The organism is Clostridium mobile, from assembly GCF_018918285.1.
Lineage (GTDB): Bacteria > Bacillota > Clostridia > Clostridiales > Clostridiaceae > Clostridium_AW > Clostridium_AW mobile.
Window position 1 is genome coordinate 275,422 of sequence record NZ_JAHLQF010000001.1, and the last position, 23,933, is coordinate 299,354.

Sequence of the window (23,933 nt, forward strand, 5' to 3'; positions counted from 1 at the left end):
ACCCCTGAATTAAAAGAATTTATTGTTGTTGCACTGGTTTCGCATATTCAAACTTAAATGATTTATTATATTTCTCTATTTTTATATTATCTGATGGCTCATACTTTACCTCAGATATTCCCTTAAAATCCGCAAAGGTTTCAGGGAAATCCAGCATTGCCTGGAGATTCTTTTTAGGCCCTATAGCCTTTATTACAATTCTCTTAGATGGAGATACTCTATCTTCTCCATTTATAGAAATACTGTTACCTGAAGTTCTAATACCAGACTTTCCTGTAATTCTAATATCGTTAATTGAGATAGCTTCTGCTCCTGCATATCTTAACTCATTAACTAAATAAACAAGATGCTTATCAGTTATTTTTGCATCTATATTTCCAAACAGTCCACTATTAGGAGTTAAATAAACTATTACACCTTCTCCCTCAACATCTGTGGTTCCCGTAGTAATTCTTGTATCCTCTAATTCCTTTAAAAGAGCTTTAGTTCTATCATCTTTCCCTGCAGCTGCTTCTTCATATTCTTTCAATTTTGCTTGAGTCTCATTAATCTTTTTATTTAGGCTTTCTTTTTCCTTCTTGTATTGTTCTATCTGAACAGTCATATCCGCAGTATTATACGGATTTACTCCCAACTGTTCTCTTCTATACAATACCTTAAACTGGTATGCCAGCATAAAACCTAGTATAGCGCAGACCATAGCCACGCTTACTTGTGAACTCCATTTACGCATAAGCCTTCCTCCTAATTCTCTATATAAACTACGGGATTGCCTTTAAAACTTACATCAATATATCCCTTAGCATTTTTCAACTCTTCTTTCTGTGATATTATATTAAAAGCTTTATTTAATTTTCCCTCTAGATTCTCTTCATTTCCAGCTCTAATAACAATATTTTTATACAAAAATTGTATATTGTTAATATCACTTATATCTACTTGAGCTATTTTGTAATTATCTTTTCTAGGACCAAGAAGACTACTTATGGTAGTTGCAGCCTTTAGTTTCCTCTCATCTTCCACTACAATATGCTCCCCTATTTGAGATTTTTCTATTTCAAATCCTTGAAGTTTTACTAAATTCATACCTTTAATATCTTTCCTTTTTTCTAAAACCACCCCATACTTATCAATTATAACATACCCGTCTGATGTTTTTCCATAGAATACTGCCTCTCTTTCATTAATTTGTATAACCACAGTACTAGGTAATTTTCTTGCAATTTTAACCTCCATTATGTATGGGTTATTTTTAATATCTTCTTTAGCTTTATCCATATTTAAATAGAAAATATTGTTACCTACTTGTATATTGGATAGTTCCTTTATTATCTCTGGTGAAATATTTTTATTACCTTGTATTTCAATATTTTTCACATTGAAAAATGGATGTTTTAAACATAAGGTAATAAGAGTAGAAATAAGAAAAAGAAAAAAAATGATGCTTTTTTTAAGAAATTTTTTTCTTCTTCTTTTCATTATAAGTTCATTTTTTTCCTTTCTGCGAAAAGGTATAACTTCTCCCATGTTTATCTCCACCTTTTTAATTATAGGATATAAATATATAATAACATTTTTAAAAGTTAATTTCATTAAATTTTATATTTAAATTTAATTTTAAATATAATTATAGCATTGCAGTACTGCAATGCTATTTCATTATATACTACTTTTATGTCTAGATATGTTCAATAATATACCCATTGCCGTCATATTTACAACCAAGGATGAGCCTCCATAACTTATAAAGGGTAATGGTACCCCCGTAACAGGTATAGATCCTGTTACAACAGCTATATTTATAAGAGCTTGAACTGCTATTACAGAAGTAATCCCTATAGCCAATAGAGTCCCATAGGTATCCTTTGCTTTTACAGCCGTTACAATTCCTCTCCATACAAAAAGTACGAATAGAACTATAATAAAAGTACACCCTATTAACCCTAACTCTTCACCTATTACTGCAAAAATAAAGTCATTATGCGGTTCTGGTATATAATAACATTTTTGTCTTGACTGACCAATACCTACTCCCCATATACCTCCTGAACCTAAAGCTAAAAAAGATTGTATTAATTGGTAGCCTGTATTCAAGGGGTCTACCCAAGGATTTCTATAAGAAAAAAATCTAGCTCTCCTAAAAGGCACCAATAGTATAGCTGCAGCACCAGCTAATATTACAGGAGTAACTACTATAAGAAGATGTATGAATTTTGCTCCTCCTACAAACAGTACGAAAAAAGTTACTGCCATAACCACCGTTGCAATACTTAAGTTTTTCTCAGCGTAAATCAATCCTGCGTAAAATACCGCTACCAAAAGATGTGGCAGCACACCTTTTGTGAAGCTTTTCATCTTTTCTCCTTTGGCATCGATGCTTTTTGCTAAATATGCAACTATCATATACTTAGCGATTTCAGAAGGTTGTATGTTTATTGGTCCTAATGCAATCCATCTTCTAGCACCATTTACCGCTGGGAAGGCAAAAACCACTAGTAGCAGTATAGTAGTTATTATCATAAGTAATTTTGTGTATCTTTTATAATAATGATAATCAATATTTATGGTTATTATCATAAATGCAATGCTTACTATAGCAAAAGCACCTTGTCTTTTTAAAAAGAACATGTCATCCCCATGCTTATAAAAAGCAAAGTAAGAGCTAGCACTATATACCATTATTATACCAATAGCAACCAAAAGCATAATTACGCAAAACAGAAAAAAATCTATACTTCCCATCTTCTTTTGGAGTTTTTTCATATTAACCTCCTACCAATTACTAAAAAGATAAAAATGCTATCATGCACAATATAACTGTTATAATCGAAAATACAGACACAACTTTTGTTTCATGCCATCCACTTAATTCAAAATGATGGTGAAGTGGACTCATTTTAAATACTCTTTTTCCCGTCAATTTAAAAGAAGTTACCTGTATAATTACTGATAAAACCTCCATTACATATATTCCGCCTACTATCACTATTAATAATGGCAATTTTAATATCATAGCCACAGCTGCTACAGCTCCACCTAGAGCCAAGGAACCCGTATCTCCCATAAAAACCTGGGCTGGAAAAGCATTATATCTTAAAAATCCTAATAATGCTCCAGCAACAACGCCACAGAATATTGATAAGGTATAGTATCCCATATTGTAACTCACTATTACAAAGAAAGTCATTACAAGAATAGTAACAGAAGTAGCAAGTCCATCAAGACCGTCCGTTAAATTTACCGCATTAGTTGTAGCTGTAAAATAGAAAATTATAAAAGGTATATAAAATATCCCTAAATCCAAAGATTTTCCTGTAAATGGTATTATTATTGAAGTTCCTATATCTGGATTATTAGCAGCATAATATGCGAATCCATAAGAAATAACCAGTAATAATATCATTTTCTGATATGCTCTAAGACCTAAATTTTTCTTATGTACTATCTTTAAAAAGTCATCTATAAACCCTATTGCTCCAAAGGCCAAAAATGCATATAAAGCAAACATAGCCTCATCACTAGGTTTTCTTACAAGTATTATCATAGAAATTATGGAAGATATAATAAATATTATTCCCCCCATAGTAGGAGTTCCAGCTTTTTTTTGATGACTTTTTGGCCCCTCTTCCCTTATACTTTGACCAAATTTTAGCTTATGAAGTATTGGAATTAATATTGGCCCTCCAATTATTGAAAAAAAGAATGCTACAAGTACTGAATATATTATTTTACTGTTCATTATATTAATGCTCCATTTTAGAGCAAAGTCACCTCCTTAAGCGTTTTTATTCTTTAGTTTTTAATTTTTTAATTATACCTTCAAATTTCATAGATCGTGATGCCTTAAACAATAAAACATCACCATATTTAATATGATCCCTTAAAAAATTAGCTGCTTCATCTTCACTATTAAAATTAAAAATTTCTTTTTTCTCACCCTTAGTTTCATTTACATATCCTTCTTCATAAGCTTTGTTAAATTCTCCAAGGGTAATTAAGACTTCTACTCCCTTTTCAGCCACATATTTTCCTACTTCTTTATGTGCATTATAAGCCTCATCACCTAATTCTTTCATTGTTCCTAAAACAGCTATTTTTCTTTCACCCTTAATATTTATTAAAACATCTATTCCTGCTTTCATAGAATCAGGGCTTGCATTATAGCAATCATTTATTATAGTATATTTTTCTTCTCTAATTATATCAAGTCTCATACCAGTAGTGCTTATATTTTTAAGTCCTTCTCTAATTTCTTTTAAGCTCATGCCCAAAACTCTTCCACAAGCTATACTTAGCAGTGCATTCCATACATTGTGCTTTCCTGGAAGATTGATTTCAATCTCCTCATTCTCTCCAGTCTTTTCTTCACACACTGTAAACAAAACATTGTCTTCATTTAGAATTATATGATTGGCATAATAATCTTCTTTATTATTAAAACCAGCTTTAATAATATTAAACTTATGGCTGTTTAAAGGACTCAATAAATCATTATCTCCATTTACAATAAGTACGTTATCTTCATGGAAAAAGTCAGCAATTTCTAATTTAGCTTTTAATATATTTTCTCTGGTTTTTAAATTCTCTATATGAGATATACCAACATTGGTAATTAGGGCTATATCTGGTCTTGCTGCTTTGCACATTCTATGAATTTCTCCTAAGTTATTCATACCAAATTCTAAAACTGCAACATCATAATCATTGTTTAATTTAAATATCATCAGTGGCAAGCCTATTTCATTGTTAAAATTACCTTCCGTTTTAAAAACCTTATATTTTGAACTAAGAGCAGCAGCAGTTAAATCTTTAGTGGAAGTTTTTCCAGTTGAACCTGTTATGCCTACTATTTTTATATTTAATTTACTTCTATAATATTCCGCTAAATCTAATAATGCTTTTCTAGTGTTTTCAACTTTTATTATTGAAGTATATTCTTTTATCTTCTCTTCATTAAACATAATTTCATCAATAATACATAAAGTAGCTCCTTTATCGCTTGCGTCATTTATATAACTATTGCCATTAAAATTTTCTCCTTTTAATGCGAAAAATATATTTCCTTTTTCAATCTTACGAGTATCTGTGGATACGCCGTTAAATTTAAAAGAATTACCCTCTTTAACTATTTTTCCATTAATAGCTTTAACTACTTCATCTATACTCAAAAACTCCAAATAAAAGACCCCTTCCCTTTTTAATAAAGCTCATCTATTATTTCTTTTATAACTTCTCTTTCATCAAAATGTATAGTCTTATCTTTTAATATTTGATAATCTTCATGGCCTTTTCCTGCCAGAACAATTACATCACCTTTTTTAGCCATTTCCATAGCCTTTTTAATCGCTTCTCTTCTATTCTCAACAATTATATAATTGTCTTTATCTAATCCAATTACTATATCCTCAATTATTTTTAATGGTTCTTCTTTTCTCGGATTATCTGAGGTTATTATAGATATATCACTTAGCTCTGTTCCTATTTTCCCCATTATAGGCCTTTTACCTTTATCTCTATCCCCACCGCAGCCAAAAATACTAATTAATCTTCCTTCGGTAAATTCTTTTACGGTTTTTAATATATTTTCTAGACCATCTGGAGTATGAGCGTAGTCAACAATCACATCATAACCTAAATCATAATTTTTAGTTACTATTTCACATCTTCCAGGTACTCCTGATAGATTTTCTAATCCTCTTTTAACTATATCTAAGGACATTCCTTCATTTAAGCAAGAAAGCATTGCACCTAATGCATTTGAAATATTATATCTTCCTGGTATATGAATATCTATATCTTCTCTTTGCCCTTTATAGTCTACTGAAAATTTTATACCTCTTGGATGCATTTCAATATTCTCTGCTCTTAAATCTCCTTCTCCTTCAATTGAATAAGTGTAACAAGAACTAGATAGGTCTTTTAATATGTTTATCCCATACTTATCATCTATATTAATTACAGATTTTTTACTATTTTTAAATAGTAAAAGTTTAGAGCTATAATAATTTTCAAAAGTCTTATGAAAGTCAAGGTGATCCTGAGTTAAATTAGTAAATATACCTTCCTCAAACTCTATTCCATATACTCTATCTAAATATAGAGAATGTGAAGATACCTCCATTACACAGTATTCAACCCCTTCATCCACCATATCTCTAAATAATTTATGAATTTCTAAAGATTCTGGTGTAGTTCTTTCAGTGTGAATTTTTTTATCTCCTATGTAGTTTGCAATAGTACCTAACAGTCCAACCTTGTAACCACCTTCTTCTAATATGGATTTTATCATAAAAGTTGATGTGGTTTTTCCATTTGTACCTGTAATTCCTATTATCTTTAGTTTATCTTTTGGATTACCATAATAATTAGATGAAAGTATAGCCATTGCCTTTCTTCCACTTTTAACTTTAACTATGGTGCAATTTTCTATTTCTTCTTCAATATCTTTGCTACAAATGATAGCTACTGCCCCTCTTTCAATAGCAGATTTAATATACTTATGTCCATCAGTGTTGTATCCTTCTATAGCAATAAATAGATCATTGTTCTGTATGTTTTGAGAATTATAATGTAGATTTGAAATATTTATATCTATATTTCCTTTTACCACTTCATATTCAATTCCATTTAATATTTCATTCAGCTTCATTTCTTCACCTCTTAAAACTACTATGTAAGTTTACAATACAACAGTGAACGGAAATGGCCGTTCACTGTAATATTACTCAATGACTTCTTCTAATTTTAGGTATATTGTAGTTCCTTTATTGACCTCTTGCCCTGCTTTTATGTTTTGATGATAGATCAATCCATTTCCTGAGTAATTTCCTTTAAGACCTATACTATTAAGAATTTGAGAAGCTCTTTCTGCAGTGTATCCTGTTAAACTAGGAACTGCTACTACTTTATTATAATTATCAGTACTTCCGGTGTAAAGTAATATTTTACTTCCTTCTTTTACATTATATCCAGGTTTTGGGTTTATATCCACAATATACTCACCTGTCTCATCAATTTTATAATCTAGACCGTGCTCTTTTAAAACCTTTAGCGCTTCATTTTTCTTTAATCCTCTTACTTCAGGTATTATCACATCTTTTTTAAGGCTTTCCGCAACTTTTTCTGGAGATGCATCGCTCTTTAATGATAAATAATTAAAAATATCATTAAATACTTGTTGCCCAACTGGCGCTGCTATCTGACCTCCATAATAGTTTGATGGATCAGGCTCATCTATAGACACAAGCAATGAAACTACGGGGTTATCTACCGGAGCCATTCCAGCAAAGGAAGATATATACTTACCCTGTCCATATTTACCTCCAACAGGTTTTTGAGCTGTACCTGTTTTCCCTCCAATTCTATATCCTTCTATAAAGGCTTTCTTACTTCCTCCTTCAGTTACAACCTTCTCTAAGAAACCTCTTAAAGTATTTGATGTTTCAGGAGTAATTACTTGCTTTTCTCCGTAATTATCAAATTTTTTATCTACAACATATTTATTAGTATTCTCATCATAATGAGAAACTTCTTTTAATAAGTGTGGCCTTATCCATTTTCCACCATTAATTGCTGCATTAAAAGCAGTCATATATTGCACTGTTGAAACAGTATTTGCCTGTCCAAAGGCTATAGTAGCTAAATCTATTTCAGCCATTTTGTCTGCTTTTTTTACTATACCTTTAGCTTCTCCTGGAAGGTCTATGCCCGTTGCTTGACCAAATCCATATTTACTTATGTATGAAGGTAATTTTTCTTTTCCTAATCTTCTTCCTAATTCTGCAAAACCAACATTGCAAGAATTTTTTATTATATCCTCAAGACTTTGAGTGCCGTGACCTCCATTATACCAGTTCCAGCATTTTATTGTCTGTTTTCCAATAGTAGTAAAGCCATTGCAGTGAAATTTTTCACCTGGTGGAGATATATTTTCATCAAGAGCTGCCGCCATAGTTAAAACTTTAAAGATAGATCCAGGTTCAAAAGTATCATTAACTGCTCTATTTCTCCATGCCGCTTGAAGCTCATCTCCAGTCTTACCTTCTATCCAAGGATTATTAGGATTATAATCAGGTTTGTTGACCATGGCTAATATTTCTCCATTACTAGGATTCATAACTATAATTGTAACTGCTTTAGCTTTGTTATCTTTTAACGCTTGATCAGCAGCTTTTTCTGCAAAATGTTGAATCATTTCATCTATTGTTAAAACAACATCTTTTCCATCCTCTGGTTCAGTAAATTCAGATATTACATATGGTAATTCACTAATTCTAGCGCTATCCATTTCAGCTATTCTAGTTCCTGGTTTTCCTGATAATATTGAATTGTAATACATTTCTATTCCAGTTAAACCATCTCCATCGGAGTTAGTATGTCCTAATACATGAGCTAAAAAATTATCGTTAGGATAATATCTCTTTGTATCTGCTGAAACTAATACTCCTCTTAAATCTAATTCCCTTACTTTATCTGCCATAGGTTTTTCTATTCTTCTTTTTAAAGTAGCAGAACCATATGGCAAACCACTAGGGAACTTCTTATTTATAATTTTCAAAACATCTTCCTGCTCCATCTCTAGCGCTTGAGCTAATTGTGCAGCTACTTCTTTATCAGTAATTTTTTTCTTTTCCATAGTTTGTCTTAAAGTATTTAAATCTAAGTCTACCCTGTAAACATTAGCACTTACAGCTAATTCATTACCATTTCTATCTAAAATCCTTCCTCTTTTAGCTGCTATTTTTACCTCACTAGTCCATTGATTAATAGCTAGTTTCTTATACTCTTTACCCTTATGTATCATCAAAAATCCAAGTCTGCCTATAAGAGCAATAAATAAAACAGATAATCCCAACAATATTACGAACATTCTTTTCTTTGCTTTAACTCTGTCTCTGTATACTTTTTTGTTCAAAATTATACCTCCGTTAAAATCTCTTGCTTACTTCTTCTTCCCATCCTCTCCTGCTTTCATCGCATCTTTTGTCATATCAACATATATAATATCTGCTTTTGTTGGTTTAACCATTTTTAACTTAGTTGTAGCTATTTCTTCAATGAAGCTTAAGTTATTGTACTTTAGAAGCTCTATCCTTAAATTTTCATTATCTTTATTTATATCACTTATTTTTTTGTTTAAGCCGTTCAATTCTCTCTGCATATTGTATATTTGGCCATATCTTCCTACTATGGTTACTCCTACTATAAATACAAGCGATATATTTCTTATAATTTTAAATTTATTCTTAAGTCTTTTATTTTTTTCTTCAATTAAGGCTTTTCTATCAGCATTTGTCTTTTCTTTCGTACCCTTTTTTACTTCTGGATACGAATTAGGAGCAAGCACGGTACTTCCGTTTATGTATTGATTTTTATCAGTTATTATCACTTTATTCACTCCCCTTTTTAATTAGAACATCTAATTATAGTTTTTCTCCCACTCTTAGTTTTGCACTTCTACTTCTTGGATTTATTTCAATCTCTTCTTTTGATGGTTCTATAGGCTTTCTACTTATTATCTTTAATTGAGGTACATTACCACATACGCATATAGGAAAATCTTTAGGGCAACTACAAAGATTTTCTAAATCTTTGTACTTATTTTTTATTATTCTATCTTCTAATGAATGAAATGTTATAATAGCTATTCTTCCACCTTTAGATAAATGTGCAACGCTGTCCTCTACAGCCTTGTTTAAAATATCTAATTCCCTATTAACTTCAATTCTTATGGCTTGAAATGTTCTTTTTGCTGGATGAGGCCCTTCCCTTCTAAACTTAGCAGGTATAGCTTCTTTAATTATTTCTGTTAATTCTCCTGTAGTTTTAATTTCCTGTGATTTTCTTTTCTCCACTATAAATTTAGCTATTCTCCTTGCAAATCTTTCCTCACCATAATCTCTAATTATTCTTTCTAAATCATTTTCCGAATAATTGTTTATAATATAGTAAGCATCCACCTCTCCTCTTCTATCCATTCTCATATCTAAAGGAGCATCCTTCATATAACTAAAACCTCTTTCTCCTCTATCTAATTGATAGGAAGAAACCCCTAAATCCATTAGTATACCATCCACTTTATCTATATTTAATTCATTTAATATAGAATCGATATTATAAAAATTATTATGTACATAAATTACATTTTCAAAATCTTTAAGCCTTTCCTTTGCAGCTCTTAAAGCATCCTCATCTTGATCGATACCAATCAAAGTACCTTCCTTTGATAATCTTTTTAGTATTTCAGATGAATGTCCTCCTCCACCTAATGTACAATCTACATATATTCCATTTTCTTTTATATTTAATCCTTCTAAACATTCATTTAATAATACTGATACATGATTAAATTCCATATATATTACTCCATTCTTAATTTATATTCCTAATTCACTCATTTTCTCCGCAATCTCATCGAAATCTATATTAGATTCATTATAGTCTTCCCATTTTTCTTTACTCCAAATTTCAATTCTATTTAATACACCTATACTTACTATTTCTTTTTGTATATTAGCATACTCTAAAAGACTTTGTGGTATTAGTGCCCTTCCTTGTTTATCTACTACTATTTCATTAGCTCCTGAGAAAAAGAATCTAGAAAAAGCTCTGGCATCTTTGCTTGTTAAAGGGAGTTTTTTTAATTTTTCTTCTAATATATACCATTCTTCCATAGGGTATATGTAGAGACATCCATCCAAACCTTTAGTTAAAATAAATTTATCACCTAGGTTTTCTCTAAACTTAGAGGGAACTATTATTCTATTTTTAGAATCAATTCCATGTATGTGCTCCCCTATAAACATTTTCACACCCCTATGAACTATTTTCCTCCACTTTAAACCACTTTTAACCACTATATGTACAATTCTATGATAAACCAAAAATTCCTTCTTTTAAAGTGCTTTTAATAAAGTTTTTAATAAAATTTTTAATAAAATACAATGGTAAAAAAATACAAAGCTATTCCACTACCTAAATCAGTGGAATAGCCTACCATAAAGTATATTAATAGGAATTATCTTGATTTTTTTCAAATGGAAATGGTCTAGGAGTTATCATATTATTGAAACTTAAAGAATTACCTAACTCTTGAACATTTTGAAGTATAGATATTTCACTTTCTTTATCTATTCCATCAAATTTTTTCTCTAACTTATTTATAAAATTCTTTCTATCATTTATATCTTTTAACGCCACAGGAATCGCTCCTTATCTACTCTAGGTTATTTATTACTCCTTTTTCCATCTTTAACATTACCTTTTTTATCTGAGAATGATTTAATCCCGTTCTCTCAACTATTTCTTCCATTCCTGTTCCTTCTTCTAATAATTCCTTAGCAAACTCTACAGAAGCTTCATGCTTACCTTTTTTCTTTCCCATTGCTATTCACTCCTTTCTTAGAGTTCAATAATATTTTGTTCATTTTATATTTTATTTATCCTCTATAGTTTTTCCCAACGATAAAAAGACTGTTAATAACACATGCTATCAACAGTCTTTTTCATTATTACTTTATTATTTTTTATAGAACTCTCTTATTTTTTCACATACATATTCTACTTCTTCATCTTTTATTTCAGGATATATTGGTAATGCAAGAATTTCTCCACACACTTTTTCAGCTACTGGGAAATCTCCCTTTTTATATCCTAAATAGCTAAAGCAATTTTGAAGATGTAATGGCATTGGATAGTAAATACTTGTTCCTATACCACTTTTCTTTAAGAATGCATTTAACTCATCTCTTTTTTCGCAAAGTATATTAAATACATAATAAACTGGCATTTGATCTCCCTTGATAACTGGAAGTTTTAATTCTTCTATGTCTTTTAATCTTTCTTTATAAATATTTGCTATTTCTTCTCTTCTCTTAATAGCGTCATTAATATATTTCATTTTTACAAGTAGTATAGCTGCCTGCATTGTATCTAATCTTGAATTATATCCTATGTAGTCATAATGATATTTTGCCTTAGCTCCATGAACTCTATATATTTTAGTTAGTTCCGCTAATTTATCATCATTTGTTATAACCATTCCTCCATCGCCATAAGCTCCTAAAGTTTTAGTTGGGAAGAATGAGAAAATCCCTATGTCTCCTATAGCTCCTGCATGTCTATAAGTATCTCCCTTTCCTTTCCATCTCATTCCAAAAGCTTCTGCAGCATCTTCTAACACAGATAGGTTATGTTTTTTTGAAATGTCCATTATATCATCCATATTAGCCATCTGGCAGAATAGATGAATTGGTAGCAATCCTACAGTATCTTTTGTAATTTTTTCTTCTATCTTTGTAGTATCTATGTTAAAAGTTTCAGGATCTATGTCCACAAACACTGGCTTCCCACCATATCTTGCTATACAAGATGTGGATGCTAGGAAAGTAAAGGGTGATGTTATAATCTCTTTTCCATTCTTATATCCTAATATGTCTGAAGTAAGAATCAATCCATCTGTTCCTGATGCTACTCCAATTGCATGCTTTGCTCCAGTAAAATCTTCTATTGATTTTTCAAAATCTTTAACTTCCTTCCCAAGAGTGGCTATTCCATCCTTAAGTACATTTTCAATGGCTTGTTGAAATTCTTCCCTCTTAGCTAAATATTCTCTTTGAGACGTATAAAAATTAACTTCCATAAATAATAATCCTCCTCTAAGTTATAATAACTCTTCTACAGCTTTTATAAGCTCTTTAATTAAATAATCAGCATCTTCTAATGCTAAAGTAGAATACACTGGTAAGCTTATTTCATTTTTGTATTGATTATAAGCATTTGGATAATCCTGAACATTATATCCTAAGTTTTTATAAAGACTTAACATAGGAACAGGTATAAAGTGTACATTAGTAGCTATATCCTTATCTGCTAAAGTTTGAATAACTTTATCTCTACTTTCTTCTTCAAAACCTTTTATTCTTAAAGGATATAGATGGTAACATGATTCCATTATATCATTTTTACTAAAAGGAGTAATAGCCCATTCTTTGTCTTTTAAATTATTATTATAAACTTCAAATACCTTCCTTCTATGATCTATCATGCTTTCATAGCGTTTCATCTGAACTACTCCAATAGCAGCCATAATATCTGTCATATTGCATTTAAATCCATCTGTTATTATATCATATTTCCATGCTCCTGCTTTCATCTTTGAAAGAGCATCTTTAGTCTGTCCGTGAAGAGCTGTTATTTTAAGTTCTCTATGCAAATCTTCTTTTCCTTTAAAATTATTGTCATTAAAGGTTATTCCTCCTCCTTCAGCAGTAGTTAAATTCTTTACTGCGTGAAAGGAAAATACGTGGAAGTCACATTGAGCACCTACTCTTTTTCCTTTATATGTGCCGCCATAAGAATGGGCTGAATCACATATAGTTATTATGTCTTCCCTTCCTATTCTCTTTAGCATATTTTTAAGCTTATCGTAGTCTAGTGGTATACCTGCATAATCCACTGGCATAATTACTTTTGTCTTAGGAGTTATAGCTTTTTCAATGGCATCTATATCGATTAAAAAATTATCCTTTTCTACATCAACAAAGGTTGGTTTTATACCTCTATGAACTATAACATTTGCAGTTGCTGTATAGGTATAAGGTGTAGTTATTACCTCATCTCCTTCTTTTATATCCAATACCTTTAATAATAACTCCATTCCAGCCGTTGCGCTATTAACCGCTACTGCATAATTAGATTGGCAGAATTTTTTCATAGATTCTTCAAACTCTAAAACTTTTGGTCCAGAAGTAATCCATCCTGATTCTAATACTTTTACTACTTCATCAATTTCCTCTCTAGTTATATCTGGTGGTGAAAAAGGTATCTTTTTTCCCATAATTAACACTCCTTTGTATTATAATAATATTTACTTTATAGCTTTAAAAAAGCCTGTATCCTTGTTTATGTATATACTGCCTTTTTCTTTTATTATTTTTTTCATCTTACCTTCTAGTTTATTAAATTTCTCTTTACTAAAATTGTTTTTTATATTACCTGGCATAGAAAATATGTAATCCATAAGAGCAGAACTTTCAGTAACCATTAAACTATCCTCATATCTATTTATTACAATATCCCTAAACCAGTTTTTAAGTATGTCCTCTCCATTTTCAAGTTGAAAATTTTCTGTACGAGTAAAGCCCTCCATGTTAAGTAGATTCTTATCCACCTGTGCTATGATATCTCTCATTTCCTTCATGTGGTTTTTTCCTACAGTAGAAGCATAAAATTGCCCACCAGTTTTTAATACTCTTTTTACCTCTGATAGAGCCTTATTTAGATCTCCTAAATGATACAACATATGATTGGCTATTACAATATCAAAGCTGCCATCACTATAGGGCAAATCATGAGCATCTACCACAGCAAAGTTAAACCTATTTTCCCATTTCTCTAAATTATTTCTCGTATCATTTAACATACCTTGGGAAAAATCCGTTAGAGTTATATTCCAGCTTTCATGTACTTTTTCAATATTTTTCAACCATAAACTTCCATCACCACAACCAAGTTCTAATATCTTAGCTCCTTTTGCTATATCAAGCTTAGTAAAATACCATGGCATCCATCCTTCTTTGTTACTGCTGAATTTTTCATGTATATTTATTCTAGCTCTTAGGTTCGAGGCATTTTTATACTGTTCAATCCACTTATTATCCATATTTATTAAATTAATTACATTTACAAACTTATCCCAATTTAGATTATCTTCTTTTTGCACCATAATGAGAGTTTCATCTATAGCTTTCAGTACATTGGACATATGATCAATTTTCTCTTCTATGATTTTTTTTTGAATATTAAGGGATTTTTTAAAGTCTTTATCATCTATATCATATTTCATAATATCCCCTATTTCTTCAAGAGATAAACCTATAAATTTTAATGTAAGGATTTTTTGAAGCCTACCGAAATTTTGCTTATTATAAAGTCTATATCCTAGCTCATTATAGTTAGAAGGCTTAAGCAAGTTTATCTTATCATAAAACCTTAAAGTTCTAATAGTAACCCCAGCCTTTTTAGCAAATTGGCCTACGGTATAGAGTTCTTCATCCTCCTTATACAAATTACTCACCTCTAATAATCATTTTAACCCATGACGTTAGGTAATGGTCAATAGTTTTTTGAATATTTTTATTAATTTTTTGTGAAATACATAAAAAAGAGAACATTTTACTGTCCTCTTTCCGCAGATTGTTTTTTAGTTGTTCTATTGCTGTTCTTAGCTGTTTCTCTAGTTATTGGTGTTTGATAATTGCTTTTTTCCATTCTAGCTTTTTTATTATCTGGTTGACTATCTTTTGGCATAAATATCTTTCCTTTCTTCTTGTTTTCATAATATATTATGCCAAATATAATTTTAATTAATTCATTGTAAAATTTTATCCTTTGTAATTCTTCAATCATAGAATTCATATCTCCCTTTACCAAGCTCTTTTGCTTTACACATGGCTATGTCTACTCTTTTTAACACATCTTCTACCTCATCTTCTTTATTAGGGAAAATTGTACTTCCTATACTTACGAACAAATATACATTTTTATCTTCCATAAGAATATTATTGTTCAACTTTTTTAATAAGACTTTACTGAATTCTTCTACTTCTTCTAAGTTCTTTACGTTTTTTTGCAATATTAAAAGTTCGTCTTCTCCAAATCTAAATACCTCTTTTTCTCCAGATATAATATTTTTTATTTCCAAAGATACCTTATTTAATACTTTATCCCCTGTAGAATAGTTTAATATTCCATTTATTCTTTTAAAGTTATCTATATCAATTAAATATAATGCACCTGCTTTATTTTCTTTTTTCAACTGACAAATAACTTCCTTCAATACTATAAAAAAGATCTTTCTATTGGGAAGATTGGTGAGTAAATCATGATATTCTAAATCATTTAATTTTTTCTCCATACAATATATATTTTTCTTGATATTAAATATTTTATATATAAAAAGCATGAGGAGGAGAATATAGCTTATATTTATCAAATAAAATTTATCAAACATTTTAAATCACTCTTTCAAGTTTTATTAAAAGTGAGTATTTTAATATATTATACTCATTATTCTCCTCACATGTTTCCCTATTAATTTCTAATATCATACTGATCTATTGGAAATTTATAAATTTTATTTAATGAGTGACTTTTTAAATAAGAATAAGTAATTATATAAAAAAACTAAGTACAATAGTGATGTCAAAACTCTGACTCTTACACTATGTACTCAGTTTTTCTAAATTCTATATTTTATATTTCAAATAATTTTAGTACCTACTAATTATAGAAAATCTTACTAAAACTAAATAAGATTAAAGATTTAAAATTAAACATTAAATCTAAAATTTACAACGTCTCCGTCTTGCATTACATATTCTTTTCCTTCTAGTCTATAATATCCTTTTTCTTTTGCTGCTGCCTCTGAACCACATTCTACTAGTTTATCATAGGATATAATTTCAGCTCTTATAAAACCTCTTTCAATATCTGTATGTATTTTACCTGCTGCTTGTGGTGCTTTAGTTCCTTGTTTAATAGTCCAAGCTCTTACCTCTTGAACTCCAGCAGTTAAATAACTCATTAATCCTAGTAGCTTATAACTAGATTGGATTAGTTTATAAAGTCCTGGTTCTTCAATTCCGTATTCTTTTAGCATCTCTGATTTTTCTTCTTCATCTAAAGTTGATAATTCCTCTTCTATTTTCGCACTGATAACTACAACTTCAGCATTTTCTTTATTTGCATATTCTTTAACTTTTTTTACATATTCATTTTCTGTATTTCCAGATATCATGTCTTCTTCTGAAACATTACATACATATAACACTGGTTTTGAAGTAATTAAAAAGAATCCTTTAACTAGTTCTTCTTCTTCCGCAGTTACTTCTAAGGTTCTAGCGGGCTTTTCCCCTTCAAGATGTGCTTTTATTCTTTCCATTAAAGCCATCTCATCTTTAGCTTTTTTATCTCCACTCTTTGCTAGCTTATTTGTTTTTTCTATTCTTCTTTCTAGCACCTCTAAATCAGATAATATAAGCTCAAGATTTATAACTTCTATATCTCTAACTGGATCTACAGAACCTTCTACATGCACTACATTTCCATCATCAAAGCATCTAACCACATGAACTATAGATTCTACTTCTCTAATGTGAGATAGGAACTTATTTCCTAATCCTTCACCTTTACTAGCACCTTTAACTAAACCTGCTATATCATAAAACTCTATAGTTGCATATATCTTTTTTTTCGTATTATATATTTTTTCTAATACATCTAATCTTTTATCTGGTACAGTAACTACACCTACATTAGGTTCTATAGTACAAAATGGGTAGTTAGCCGCTTCTGCTCCTGCACATGTAATGGCATTAAATAAAGTACTCTTACCCACATTTGGTAATCCAACAATTCCTAATTTCATATATGTACACAATCCTTTCATCACTTTAGTCAATTCCTTTTAAGATTATACTCTACTAATGGCTTTATTTCAACTAAAAACATTATAATATAAGTGCTTTTGTAGTATAATGTAGAATGTATTATCTCATATTCACTAGAAAGTATGGCAAAAATAAAAAATACATATTAATCCTGTATATTAGAATTGTAAATGTATAAAGGAAGGGATTTTACATAGAAAAATCCCTTCCTTTATTCTTAACTCTTAATTTATTATTTATTAAAAAAGCCCCATAACTTTTTTCTAAGCTTCTTTCTCAACTAAATAATTTATTCCCATCTCTTCAATAATTTTTTTACTTCTCTCTTTAGTGTTCCCTTTAATTATTTTATAAGGAACATTTTCAGCATCTAAAAATGATAGTATGGCATCATCTACTTTTTTAGCCATCTCTTCATCCTGCCACCTTACCTCATCTTGCTCATATCCAAATTCCCTTGGAACATAAAATATATACTCATATTTAGGCAAGTCCTTTATAGCAAGACAATAGAGATCTTTTAATATTTCTATTTCTTTTTCACTTCTTTTTTTAGAACCAAGCATAAACCTTCCATAAATATAAGGTACAAATGTAGCATAGTCTGTTATAGCATAATCATAACAATTTAACTGCTCTTCCCTCAAAGCTTGTCCTAAATATATTCCATATTGTTCAGCAATACTCTCTATCATACCTTTATCTCTTAAATATTCAGTACTATATTCAGTAGCGCACCCTACACTAAATCCCATGATCTTCATATCTACATATAACTGTTGAATAAGAGTGGTTTTGCCACATCTAGGCCCACCTAATATAGCTATTCTCTTAGTCATAATAACTCTCCTCTCACCGTCCAATGAAACATAGTTATTATAACAATTTAATGAACACCTTTCAACAGATATAGCTAAATTTCCTCTAATATCATACATCATAATTAAATTGTTTATTTTTTCATGTTAATTTGTACCCTCTTTATCTTTCCTTATTAATTTATTATTACTGGTGAATAATTTTTTCTTTTATATATGCTCATAATAAGTCCAATTGAAGATATATTTAACAACATAGATGTTCCTCCATAGCTTAGGAATGGACAATTTATATTCACTAGTGGAATTAAGTTTAAATTCATAAGTATATTCAAACTAAACTGTATTAAAAACAATGTGCCGAAAGACATTAAAATTAATTTTCCGTAGCTATCCTTAATAACCCTTGCAGTGGCAAACATACGGACTATAAAAAATACCACTAATGCCATAATAGCCAACGCAAATATCCATCCGAAAGTATATACAATATAAACAAATATAAAGTGCCCCTGAGGTTCTGGTAAAAGTTGTATGTTTGAATCTATACCGTTCCCCAAAAATCCAGATGATTTTATTAAACTGTCCATTAGATCATATATATATCCCATTCCATTAGGATCTTTATTTATAAAAGAAGTTATCCTGTTTATCATGTAAGAAAAATTATCAAATTGTATAATTATTCCCCCAATAAATATCATAAGTATTAAAGTAATATATTTCTTTGAAAATTTACTATTTATACATAACACCATAAATATGCAAGTATATATTATAAAGTCCATGCCAGAAGGTGTCAAAAATATTAATAATGATGGAATAGCATATATGGCTAGTAAACGAAATAAAATTTTATTATTCTTAGCTTTAACTTCTTCTAAAACTCCAGGTAACGATACACAAATCAAAAACAAAGACAGTTGAAGAGTACTTATAGTAATAGGTCCTATTGTTATAAATTTCTTTGCACCATTTATAGGTGGGAATAATAATTGTATTAATAATATTAAATTAGCTGCAAAAAATATCTTTCCACAATATTTTTTTATCTTTCTATAATCAAATATATAGAAAATTACAGCAAGTATAAATCCCATTATAGATGATACCACAGTTTTTACTGCCATGCCTTTGGTGAAATTATTAACATAACTGGCCATAAAGAACATTAAAAAAATGCCAAATAGGCACATTAAAATAGATGGAACTACTATACCCCACTCTAGTTTTCCTTTATGGATTTTATTTAATCTCTGACCAGTTTCTTCTGGACTTCCCATGGATTTAATAGCTTGTAAAATACTCTCCTCACTATTTAATCCTGTTTCTAAAGCATGTTCATAATTCTCTTCAATGTGAGATAAAATTTCATAAGTTATCTCCTGATGAACCTCTTTATTCTTAATTTCTTTAAGAAGTGAATCTATGTACTCTTTTATAACTTCAGAATCCATCAATTGCATACTATCCCCTCCCATAACACTCTATCTACGGCTCCCTTAAAAAACTTCCATTCTTCCTCTTTTTCTTTTAGATAACCTTTACCTTTTTCTGTAATTTTATAGTATTTTCTCTTTCTCCCATTTTCTCCTTCACTCCAAAAGGCTTCTACTACACCTTTCTCCTCTAGACCGTGTAAGATGGGATATAGCGTACCTTCTTTCAACATAAATGCTCCTGTAGATTTCATTTCTAATTCTTTGATTATTTGGTAACCATACATGGGAGTATCTTTTATTAAACTAAGAATTAAAGTTTCCGTACTCCCCTTTAATAATTCCTTATCAAATTTCAAAAAATCCCCTCCTATTTTTTAATAAAAATATACATAGGATTTCTATGCATAGATATCCTATGTATACTTTACTTTATTCTCTTGTTTTAGTCAATATTATTTTCCTTTTTTGCTGTACTTTTTCAATTCTTTTTCAATACATTCTATTATATCCTTATAAGTTATATCTTCGCTGCACATAAGGATAGTAACTGCATCTTCTATGGTTTTCATGGTATATATATGGAAATTTCCTTTATCAATTTCATCTTCAATTTCTGCATTTAAGACTAAATTATTTATATTAGAATATGGTATTATTACCCCTTTGTTTTTAATATTATCTAGTTTTCTACATACCTTAAAGAAACCTTCTATTTTTTCATTTACTCCACCTATAGGTTGAACTTCTCCTAATTGATTTATTGAACCAGTTACAGCTATATTGTTTTTTATCCCTATTTTGCTTAAGGAAGATAACATAGCTATAACCTCCGCCACAGAGGCACTATCTCCATCTATTTTGCCATAAACCTGTTCAAAGCTTAGATGAAAATCTACAGGAATTTTAGTATATCCACCTATCAACCTATTTATATACCCCTTTAAGATATTTATAGCTTTACTGTGAATTTTACCACTTAATTCACTATCCTTTTGAACATCTATAATATTCCCTTCTCCACTATAACAGTTACAAGTTATTCTTACTGGCTTTCCAAAGGAAAAATATCCTGCATCTAAAACAGTCAATCCATTAATTTCTCCAACTAATGTCTCATTGACATTTATCATTAGCTTCTTCTCTTCAAAAGATTCTAATATTTCTTTCTCAATCATATCTTCAGCATAAGCTATTTTGATTATATGTTTCTTTTCTATGGATTGAGCTTTTTCATTGATAGCTTCATTATTTGCTAATAAAATCACTCTCTCTATATCTTCAATGCTGAAGTATAATTTATTTTTATTTTCTGCTTTTCTTGAAAGATATTTTGCAATTTCCTTTTTTCCTTCATCTTCTAAAGATAATATATTGTTCTTTTTACATATTGTATCTATAATTTTTAAAAAAGAGGCTTTTGCTCTATTATCTATTTTAATATAAGGATTATACTGTGCTTTTATTTTAAAAATCTTCTTAAAATCTTCATCATGGTTATATAATATGTCATAAACCTCATAATCACCTATAAGTATTATCTTCTCCTTAATTTGTATTGGCTCTGGATGAATTCCGCTTAAAGATAAAAGTTCTAGATATCCCTTATTATAATCAATATCTACCTTTCCATTTATTAAAGCTTTTTTTAGATAATAATATGAAGATGGATTAGCTAATAAATTGTTCATTCTTAATATAAGGCACCCTTCGTTTGCCTTTAACATAGACCCTGCTTTTATTAAGCTCACATCTGTTACATAAACTCCATTTTTATTTTCATATTCGATATTGCCTAGTAGATTACTTAAATTAGGATCATCTTCATAAATGCATATTGGTTTTTTATTGTGACTGTTATCTACAATCACGTTTATTCCATATCTATATATTATATCTCCTATCTCTTCTTCATCTTCTTCATAGATCATTGAATAATTTTCTACTAGTTCTTTTTCAATATTTGAACATATATCTTCTAAATATTTGATTGCACATTCTTCTCCATTTAATTCTTTTTTAAAATCTTCTTTTGTTTCACGAAAACATTCTTCTAAGTATTCTTCCATTAATTTTTTAATGTTTTCTATCCCTTCTTCTTCACTATTTTTTATTTTGTCTAATATATTTTGAGCCTTTTCCTTTAACTGAAATACCTTCTTTATTATGTGATCCTTGTCTTCTTTTTCTAAAGATTCATACTCCTTTTCACTCATAGCATTACCATCTTCTTTTATTGGGATAAATGTAAATCCTCCACCAGTGAATTTAATGTCAAAACCGCTTTCCTCTGCGACTTTAACCATCTCACCTATTAATTCACTTCTATTTTTCTGTACTTTTTCTAGTAGCTTTTCTTTTTCCTTATTGTTAGAAGTATTATAAAAATCATAAATTTTTTGATAATAATTTTTTTGTATTTCCTCTAGATACTTTTTTAATATTTTACCCTTTCCATTAGATAAAAAAACTCCTTTAGGATTTCTTCCTTCTGTTCCAACAATATAGCATACATCTTTAGGCGGATTATTAGGTAAATTATCTTCAATATATCTAATCATTGTATTAAGTTTATCCCTTGAAAAATCATCTATTAAAAATATATTAAATCCTTCTTTATCAATTTCTAAAGCTCTCTTTATATCTTTATATACATCCTCATAGCCCAATAAATATTCTTCCTCATCCATAGCTTCAATGTCACTAAAATCAATGGAATATTTTATATTTCTTGTATTTAGTTCGCTCATTAATATCCCCCCTATTCAAACCATTAATATATTAATATTCTACTTATTGCTTTTTAGTAACATTTTTTTAATAATAGCTCAATATAAAAGGCATGTAATGTGCATAATGCCCATTACATGCCTTAATTATAATTCCTATTTGCTAAGATTTTTATTTTCACAAATTTGCACAGATGCTGAAGCTCCTACTCTTGAAGCTCCTGCTTCTATCATAGTCATTGCATCTTCATAAGTTCTAACTCCACCAGAAGCTTTAACTCCCATAGTAGTTCCCACTGTTTCTCTCATTAATTTCACATCTTCTGGAGTAGCTCCACCTGTAGAAAATCCAGTAGATGTCTTTACAAAGTCAGCTCCCACTTCCTTTGAAAGTTTACATGCCATTATTTTTTCTTCTTCTGTTAAAAGACAATTTTCTATAATTACTTTAGTTAATGCTTTTCCTTTAGCAGCCTTAACTACTTCCTCTATATCTCTTTTTACGTATTCGTAGTCCTTGTCCTTAAGTCTTCCAACATTTATAACCATATCTATCTCGTCAGCGCCATTATTTATTGCATCTTCAGTTTCGAAAACTTTTACAGCAGTTGTATTAGCTCCTAAAGGAAATCCGATAACAGTACAAACTTTAACATTACTTCCTTTTAACAAATCACTTGCAACTTTAACGTTACATGGATTAATACACACTGAGGCAAATTCATATTTTAAAGCTTCCTCACAAATTTGTTTAATTTTATCAATTCCAGTTTCAGGCTTTAATACTGTATGATCTATAAAAGACGCTAATTTAGTATTATTCATAATATAATATCCCTCCAATTGCACTTCACTTTAAACTTATTGTATAATACATATTAATACTTTACAACATATTCTATTTTTCTTACTATTTTCTTATGAAATTAGAGCAGTTTAATATGCTAAATAATATATGATTAAGAGGGTTAAACTATAATTGCAAAAACTAATATCTCCTTATTTTAAAATTGTAAATACTATGGTATAATATAGCTAATGCTACCAAATCAAATGCAAAGGAGTCACAGGTATATGGGATTTACAGATAAGTTAAATAAATACTATGCAGAAAATTATATAAAAAAATATGGGGATAGATTAGCTCAAATTCAAGGTAATGTAGTCTCCGTTAAAGTAGAAGAAAAATCCTTTTTGGGTATTCTTTATAGAATAACTGTTACACTATTAGTAAAGCCTGATAGGAGTAAAAATATAGTTAAATGTGTTTATAAAAAACGTAAATGGTTTAAAAAGATTGACTTTATGCAAATTAACCAAGGTAACTATGTATTAGTTCAAGGTTTAAAAGGTAAAAAGGGAAAAGAAAATAGAGAGCATATTGAAATAATGAACATACGAAATTTAACTACTAGAAAAGATTTAGTCCCTATTGAGGGTAAAGAACCAAAAGTTCAAAAAATAAAAACAAAATATAAGTAGAAAAACAGGTCATAG

General features: G+C 29.6%; 24 protein-coding genes. 1 reads left to right on the plus strand and 23 read right to left on the minus strand.

Features of this window, described 5'->3' with window-relative positions:
- Positions 1 to 19: 19 nt before the first annotated feature.
- The 23 genes from KQI86_RS01505 to deoC all read right to left on the minus strand — a co-directional run bounded on the left by KQI86_RS01505 (position 20) and on the right by deoC (position 23,261).
- Positions 20 to 733, minus strand: coding sequence for a DUF881 domain-containing protein (locus KQI86_RS01505; protein WP_216437390.1), 714 nt, complete (start codon positions 731 to 733; stop codon positions 20 to 22).
- Between the two features lie 11 nt (positions 734 to 744).
- Complete coding sequence (locus KQI86_RS01510; RefSeq protein ID WP_216437391.1) at positions 745 to 1,527, minus strand: cell division protein FtsQ/DivIB; 783 nt, start codon at positions 1,525 to 1,527, stop codon at positions 745 to 747.
- A gap of 132 nt (positions 1,528 to 1,659) precedes the next feature.
- Entirely contained in the window at positions 1,660 to 2,763 is a 1,104-nt protein-coding gene (gene spoVE / locus KQI86_RS01515; protein ID WP_216437392.1) for a stage V sporulation protein E, read from the minus strand.
- 19 nt (positions 2,764 to 2,782) lie between these two features.
- The gene (mraY, locus tag KQI86_RS01520) at positions 2,783 to 3,739 is read right to left on the minus strand and encodes a phospho-N-acetylmuramoyl-pentapeptide-transferase (RefSeq protein ID WP_216437393.1); all 957 of its coding nucleotides are present in this window, start codon (positions 3,737 to 3,739) and stop codon (positions 2,783 to 2,785) included.
- Positions 3,740 to 3,785: 46 nt separating this feature from the next.
- On the minus strand, positions 3,786 to 5,177 hold the full coding sequence (locus tag KQI86_RS01525; RefSeq protein ID WP_216437394.1) for a UDP-N-acetylmuramoyl-tripeptide--D-alanyl-D-alanine ligase: 1,392 nt from the start codon (positions 5,175 to 5,177) through the stop codon (positions 3,786 to 3,788).
- Between the two features lie 20 nt (positions 5,178 to 5,197).
- The gene (locus KQI86_RS01530) at positions 5,198 to 6,649 is read right to left on the minus strand and encodes a UDP-N-acetylmuramoyl-L-alanyl-D-glutamate--2,6-diaminopimelate ligase (protein ID WP_216437395.1); all 1,452 of its coding nucleotides are present in this window, start codon (positions 6,647 to 6,649) and stop codon (positions 5,198 to 5,200) included.
- A 72-nt stretch (positions 6,650 to 6,721) separates the two neighbouring features.
- The gene (locus KQI86_RS01535; protein ID WP_216437396.1) at positions 6,722 to 8,914 is read right to left on the minus strand and encodes a stage V sporulation protein D; all 2,193 of its coding nucleotides are present in this window, start codon (positions 8,912 to 8,914) and stop codon (positions 6,722 to 6,724) included.
- 27 nt (positions 8,915 to 8,941) lie between these two features.
- Entirely contained in the window at positions 8,942 to 9,388 is a 447-nt protein-coding gene (locus KQI86_RS20465) for an FtsB family cell division protein (RefSeq protein ID WP_216437397.1), read from the minus strand.
- Positions 9,389 to 9,422: 34 nt separating this feature from the next.
- Entirely contained in the window at positions 9,423 to 10,355 is a 933-nt protein-coding gene (rsmH, locus tag KQI86_RS01545) for a 16S rRNA (cytosine(1402)-N(4))-methyltransferase RsmH (RefSeq protein WP_216437398.1), read from the minus strand.
- A gap of 21 nt (positions 10,356 to 10,376) precedes the next feature.
- Entirely contained in the window at positions 10,377 to 10,805 is a 429-nt protein-coding gene (gene mraZ, locus KQI86_RS01550) for a division/cell wall cluster transcriptional repressor MraZ (protein ID WP_216437399.1), read from the minus strand.
- Positions 10,806 to 11,007: 202 nt separating this feature from the next.
- On the minus strand, positions 11,008 to 11,199 hold the full coding sequence (locus tag KQI86_RS01555) for a hypothetical protein (RefSeq protein WP_216437400.1): 192 nt from the start codon (positions 11,197 to 11,199) through the stop codon (positions 11,008 to 11,010).
- A gap of 16 nt (positions 11,200 to 11,215) precedes the next feature.
- Positions 11,216 to 11,383, minus strand: a complete 168-nt coding sequence (locus KQI86_RS01560) for a hypothetical protein (RefSeq protein ID WP_216437401.1) — start codon at positions 11,381 to 11,383, stop codon at positions 11,216 to 11,218.
- A 135-nt stretch (positions 11,384 to 11,518) separates the two neighbouring features.
- A complete protein-coding gene (locus KQI86_RS01565) occupies positions 11,519 to 12,640 on the minus strand; it encodes a DegT/DnrJ/EryC1/StrS family aminotransferase (RefSeq protein WP_216437402.1) in 1,122 nt (373 codons plus the stop codon).
- 21 nt (positions 12,641 to 12,661) lie between these two features.
- Complete coding sequence (locus KQI86_RS01570) at positions 12,662 to 13,837, minus strand: DegT/DnrJ/EryC1/StrS family aminotransferase (RefSeq protein ID WP_216437403.1); 1,176 nt, start codon at positions 13,835 to 13,837, stop codon at positions 12,662 to 12,664.
- 30 nt (positions 13,838 to 13,867) lie between these two features.
- Positions 13,868 to 15,067, minus strand: a complete 1,200-nt coding sequence (locus tag KQI86_RS01575) for a MerR family transcriptional regulator (RefSeq protein ID WP_246582619.1) — start codon at positions 15,065 to 15,067, stop codon at positions 13,868 to 13,870.
- A 107-nt stretch (positions 15,068 to 15,174) separates the two neighbouring features.
- Positions 15,175 to 15,408, minus strand: coding sequence for a hypothetical protein (locus KQI86_RS01580; RefSeq protein WP_216438364.1), 234 nt, complete (start codon positions 15,406 to 15,408; stop codon positions 15,175 to 15,177).
- Positions 15,401 to 15,916: a GGDEF domain-containing protein gene (locus KQI86_RS01585; protein ID WP_216437405.1), complete on the minus strand. Its 516-nt coding sequence runs from the start codon at positions 15,914 to 15,916 to the stop codon at positions 15,401 to 15,403. Before KQI86_RS01585 ends, KQI86_RS01580 begins: the two co-directional genes overlap by 8 nt.
- A 414-nt stretch (positions 15,917 to 16,330) precedes the next feature.
- Positions 16,331 to 17,428 (minus strand): redox-regulated ATPase YchF, encoded by a 1,098-nt coding sequence (ychF, locus tag KQI86_RS01590; RefSeq protein ID WP_216437406.1) that lies wholly within the window; start codon positions 17,426 to 17,428, stop codon positions 16,331 to 16,333.
- Between the two features lie 285 nt (positions 17,429 to 17,713).
- Positions 17,714 to 18,289, minus strand: coding sequence for an ATP/GTP-binding protein (locus KQI86_RS01595; RefSeq protein ID WP_216438275.1), 576 nt, complete (start codon positions 18,287 to 18,289; stop codon positions 17,714 to 17,716).
- Between the two features lie 155 nt (positions 18,290 to 18,444).
- Entirely contained in the window at positions 18,445 to 19,734 is a 1,290-nt protein-coding gene (locus tag KQI86_RS01600) for an FtsW/RodA/SpoVE family cell cycle protein (RefSeq protein WP_216437407.1), read from the minus strand.
- Entirely contained in the window at positions 19,725 to 20,066 is a 342-nt protein-coding gene (locus KQI86_RS01605) for a PadR family transcriptional regulator (RefSeq protein ID WP_216437408.1), read from the minus strand. The genes KQI86_RS01600 and KQI86_RS01605 overlap by 10 nt, the downstream gene beginning before the upstream one ends.
- A gap of 96 nt (positions 20,067 to 20,162) precedes the next feature.
- Complete coding sequence (locus tag KQI86_RS01610) at positions 20,163 to 22,457, minus strand: AAA family ATPase (RefSeq protein WP_216437409.1); 2,295 nt, start codon at positions 22,455 to 22,457, stop codon at positions 20,163 to 20,165.
- Positions 22,458 to 22,592: 135 nt separating this feature from the next.
- Positions 22,593 to 23,261, minus strand: coding sequence for a deoxyribose-phosphate aldolase (gene deoC / locus KQI86_RS01615; protein WP_216437410.1), 669 nt, complete (start codon positions 23,259 to 23,261; stop codon positions 22,593 to 22,595).
- A 249-nt stretch (positions 23,262 to 23,510) separates the two neighbouring features.
- Between deoC and KQI86_RS01620 the strand changes: the two genes are divergently transcribed.
- Complete coding sequence (locus tag KQI86_RS01620) at positions 23,511 to 23,918, plus strand: hypothetical protein (protein WP_216437411.1); 408 nt, start codon at positions 23,511 to 23,513, stop codon at positions 23,916 to 23,918.
- Positions 23,919 to 23,933 lie beyond the last annotated feature (15 nt).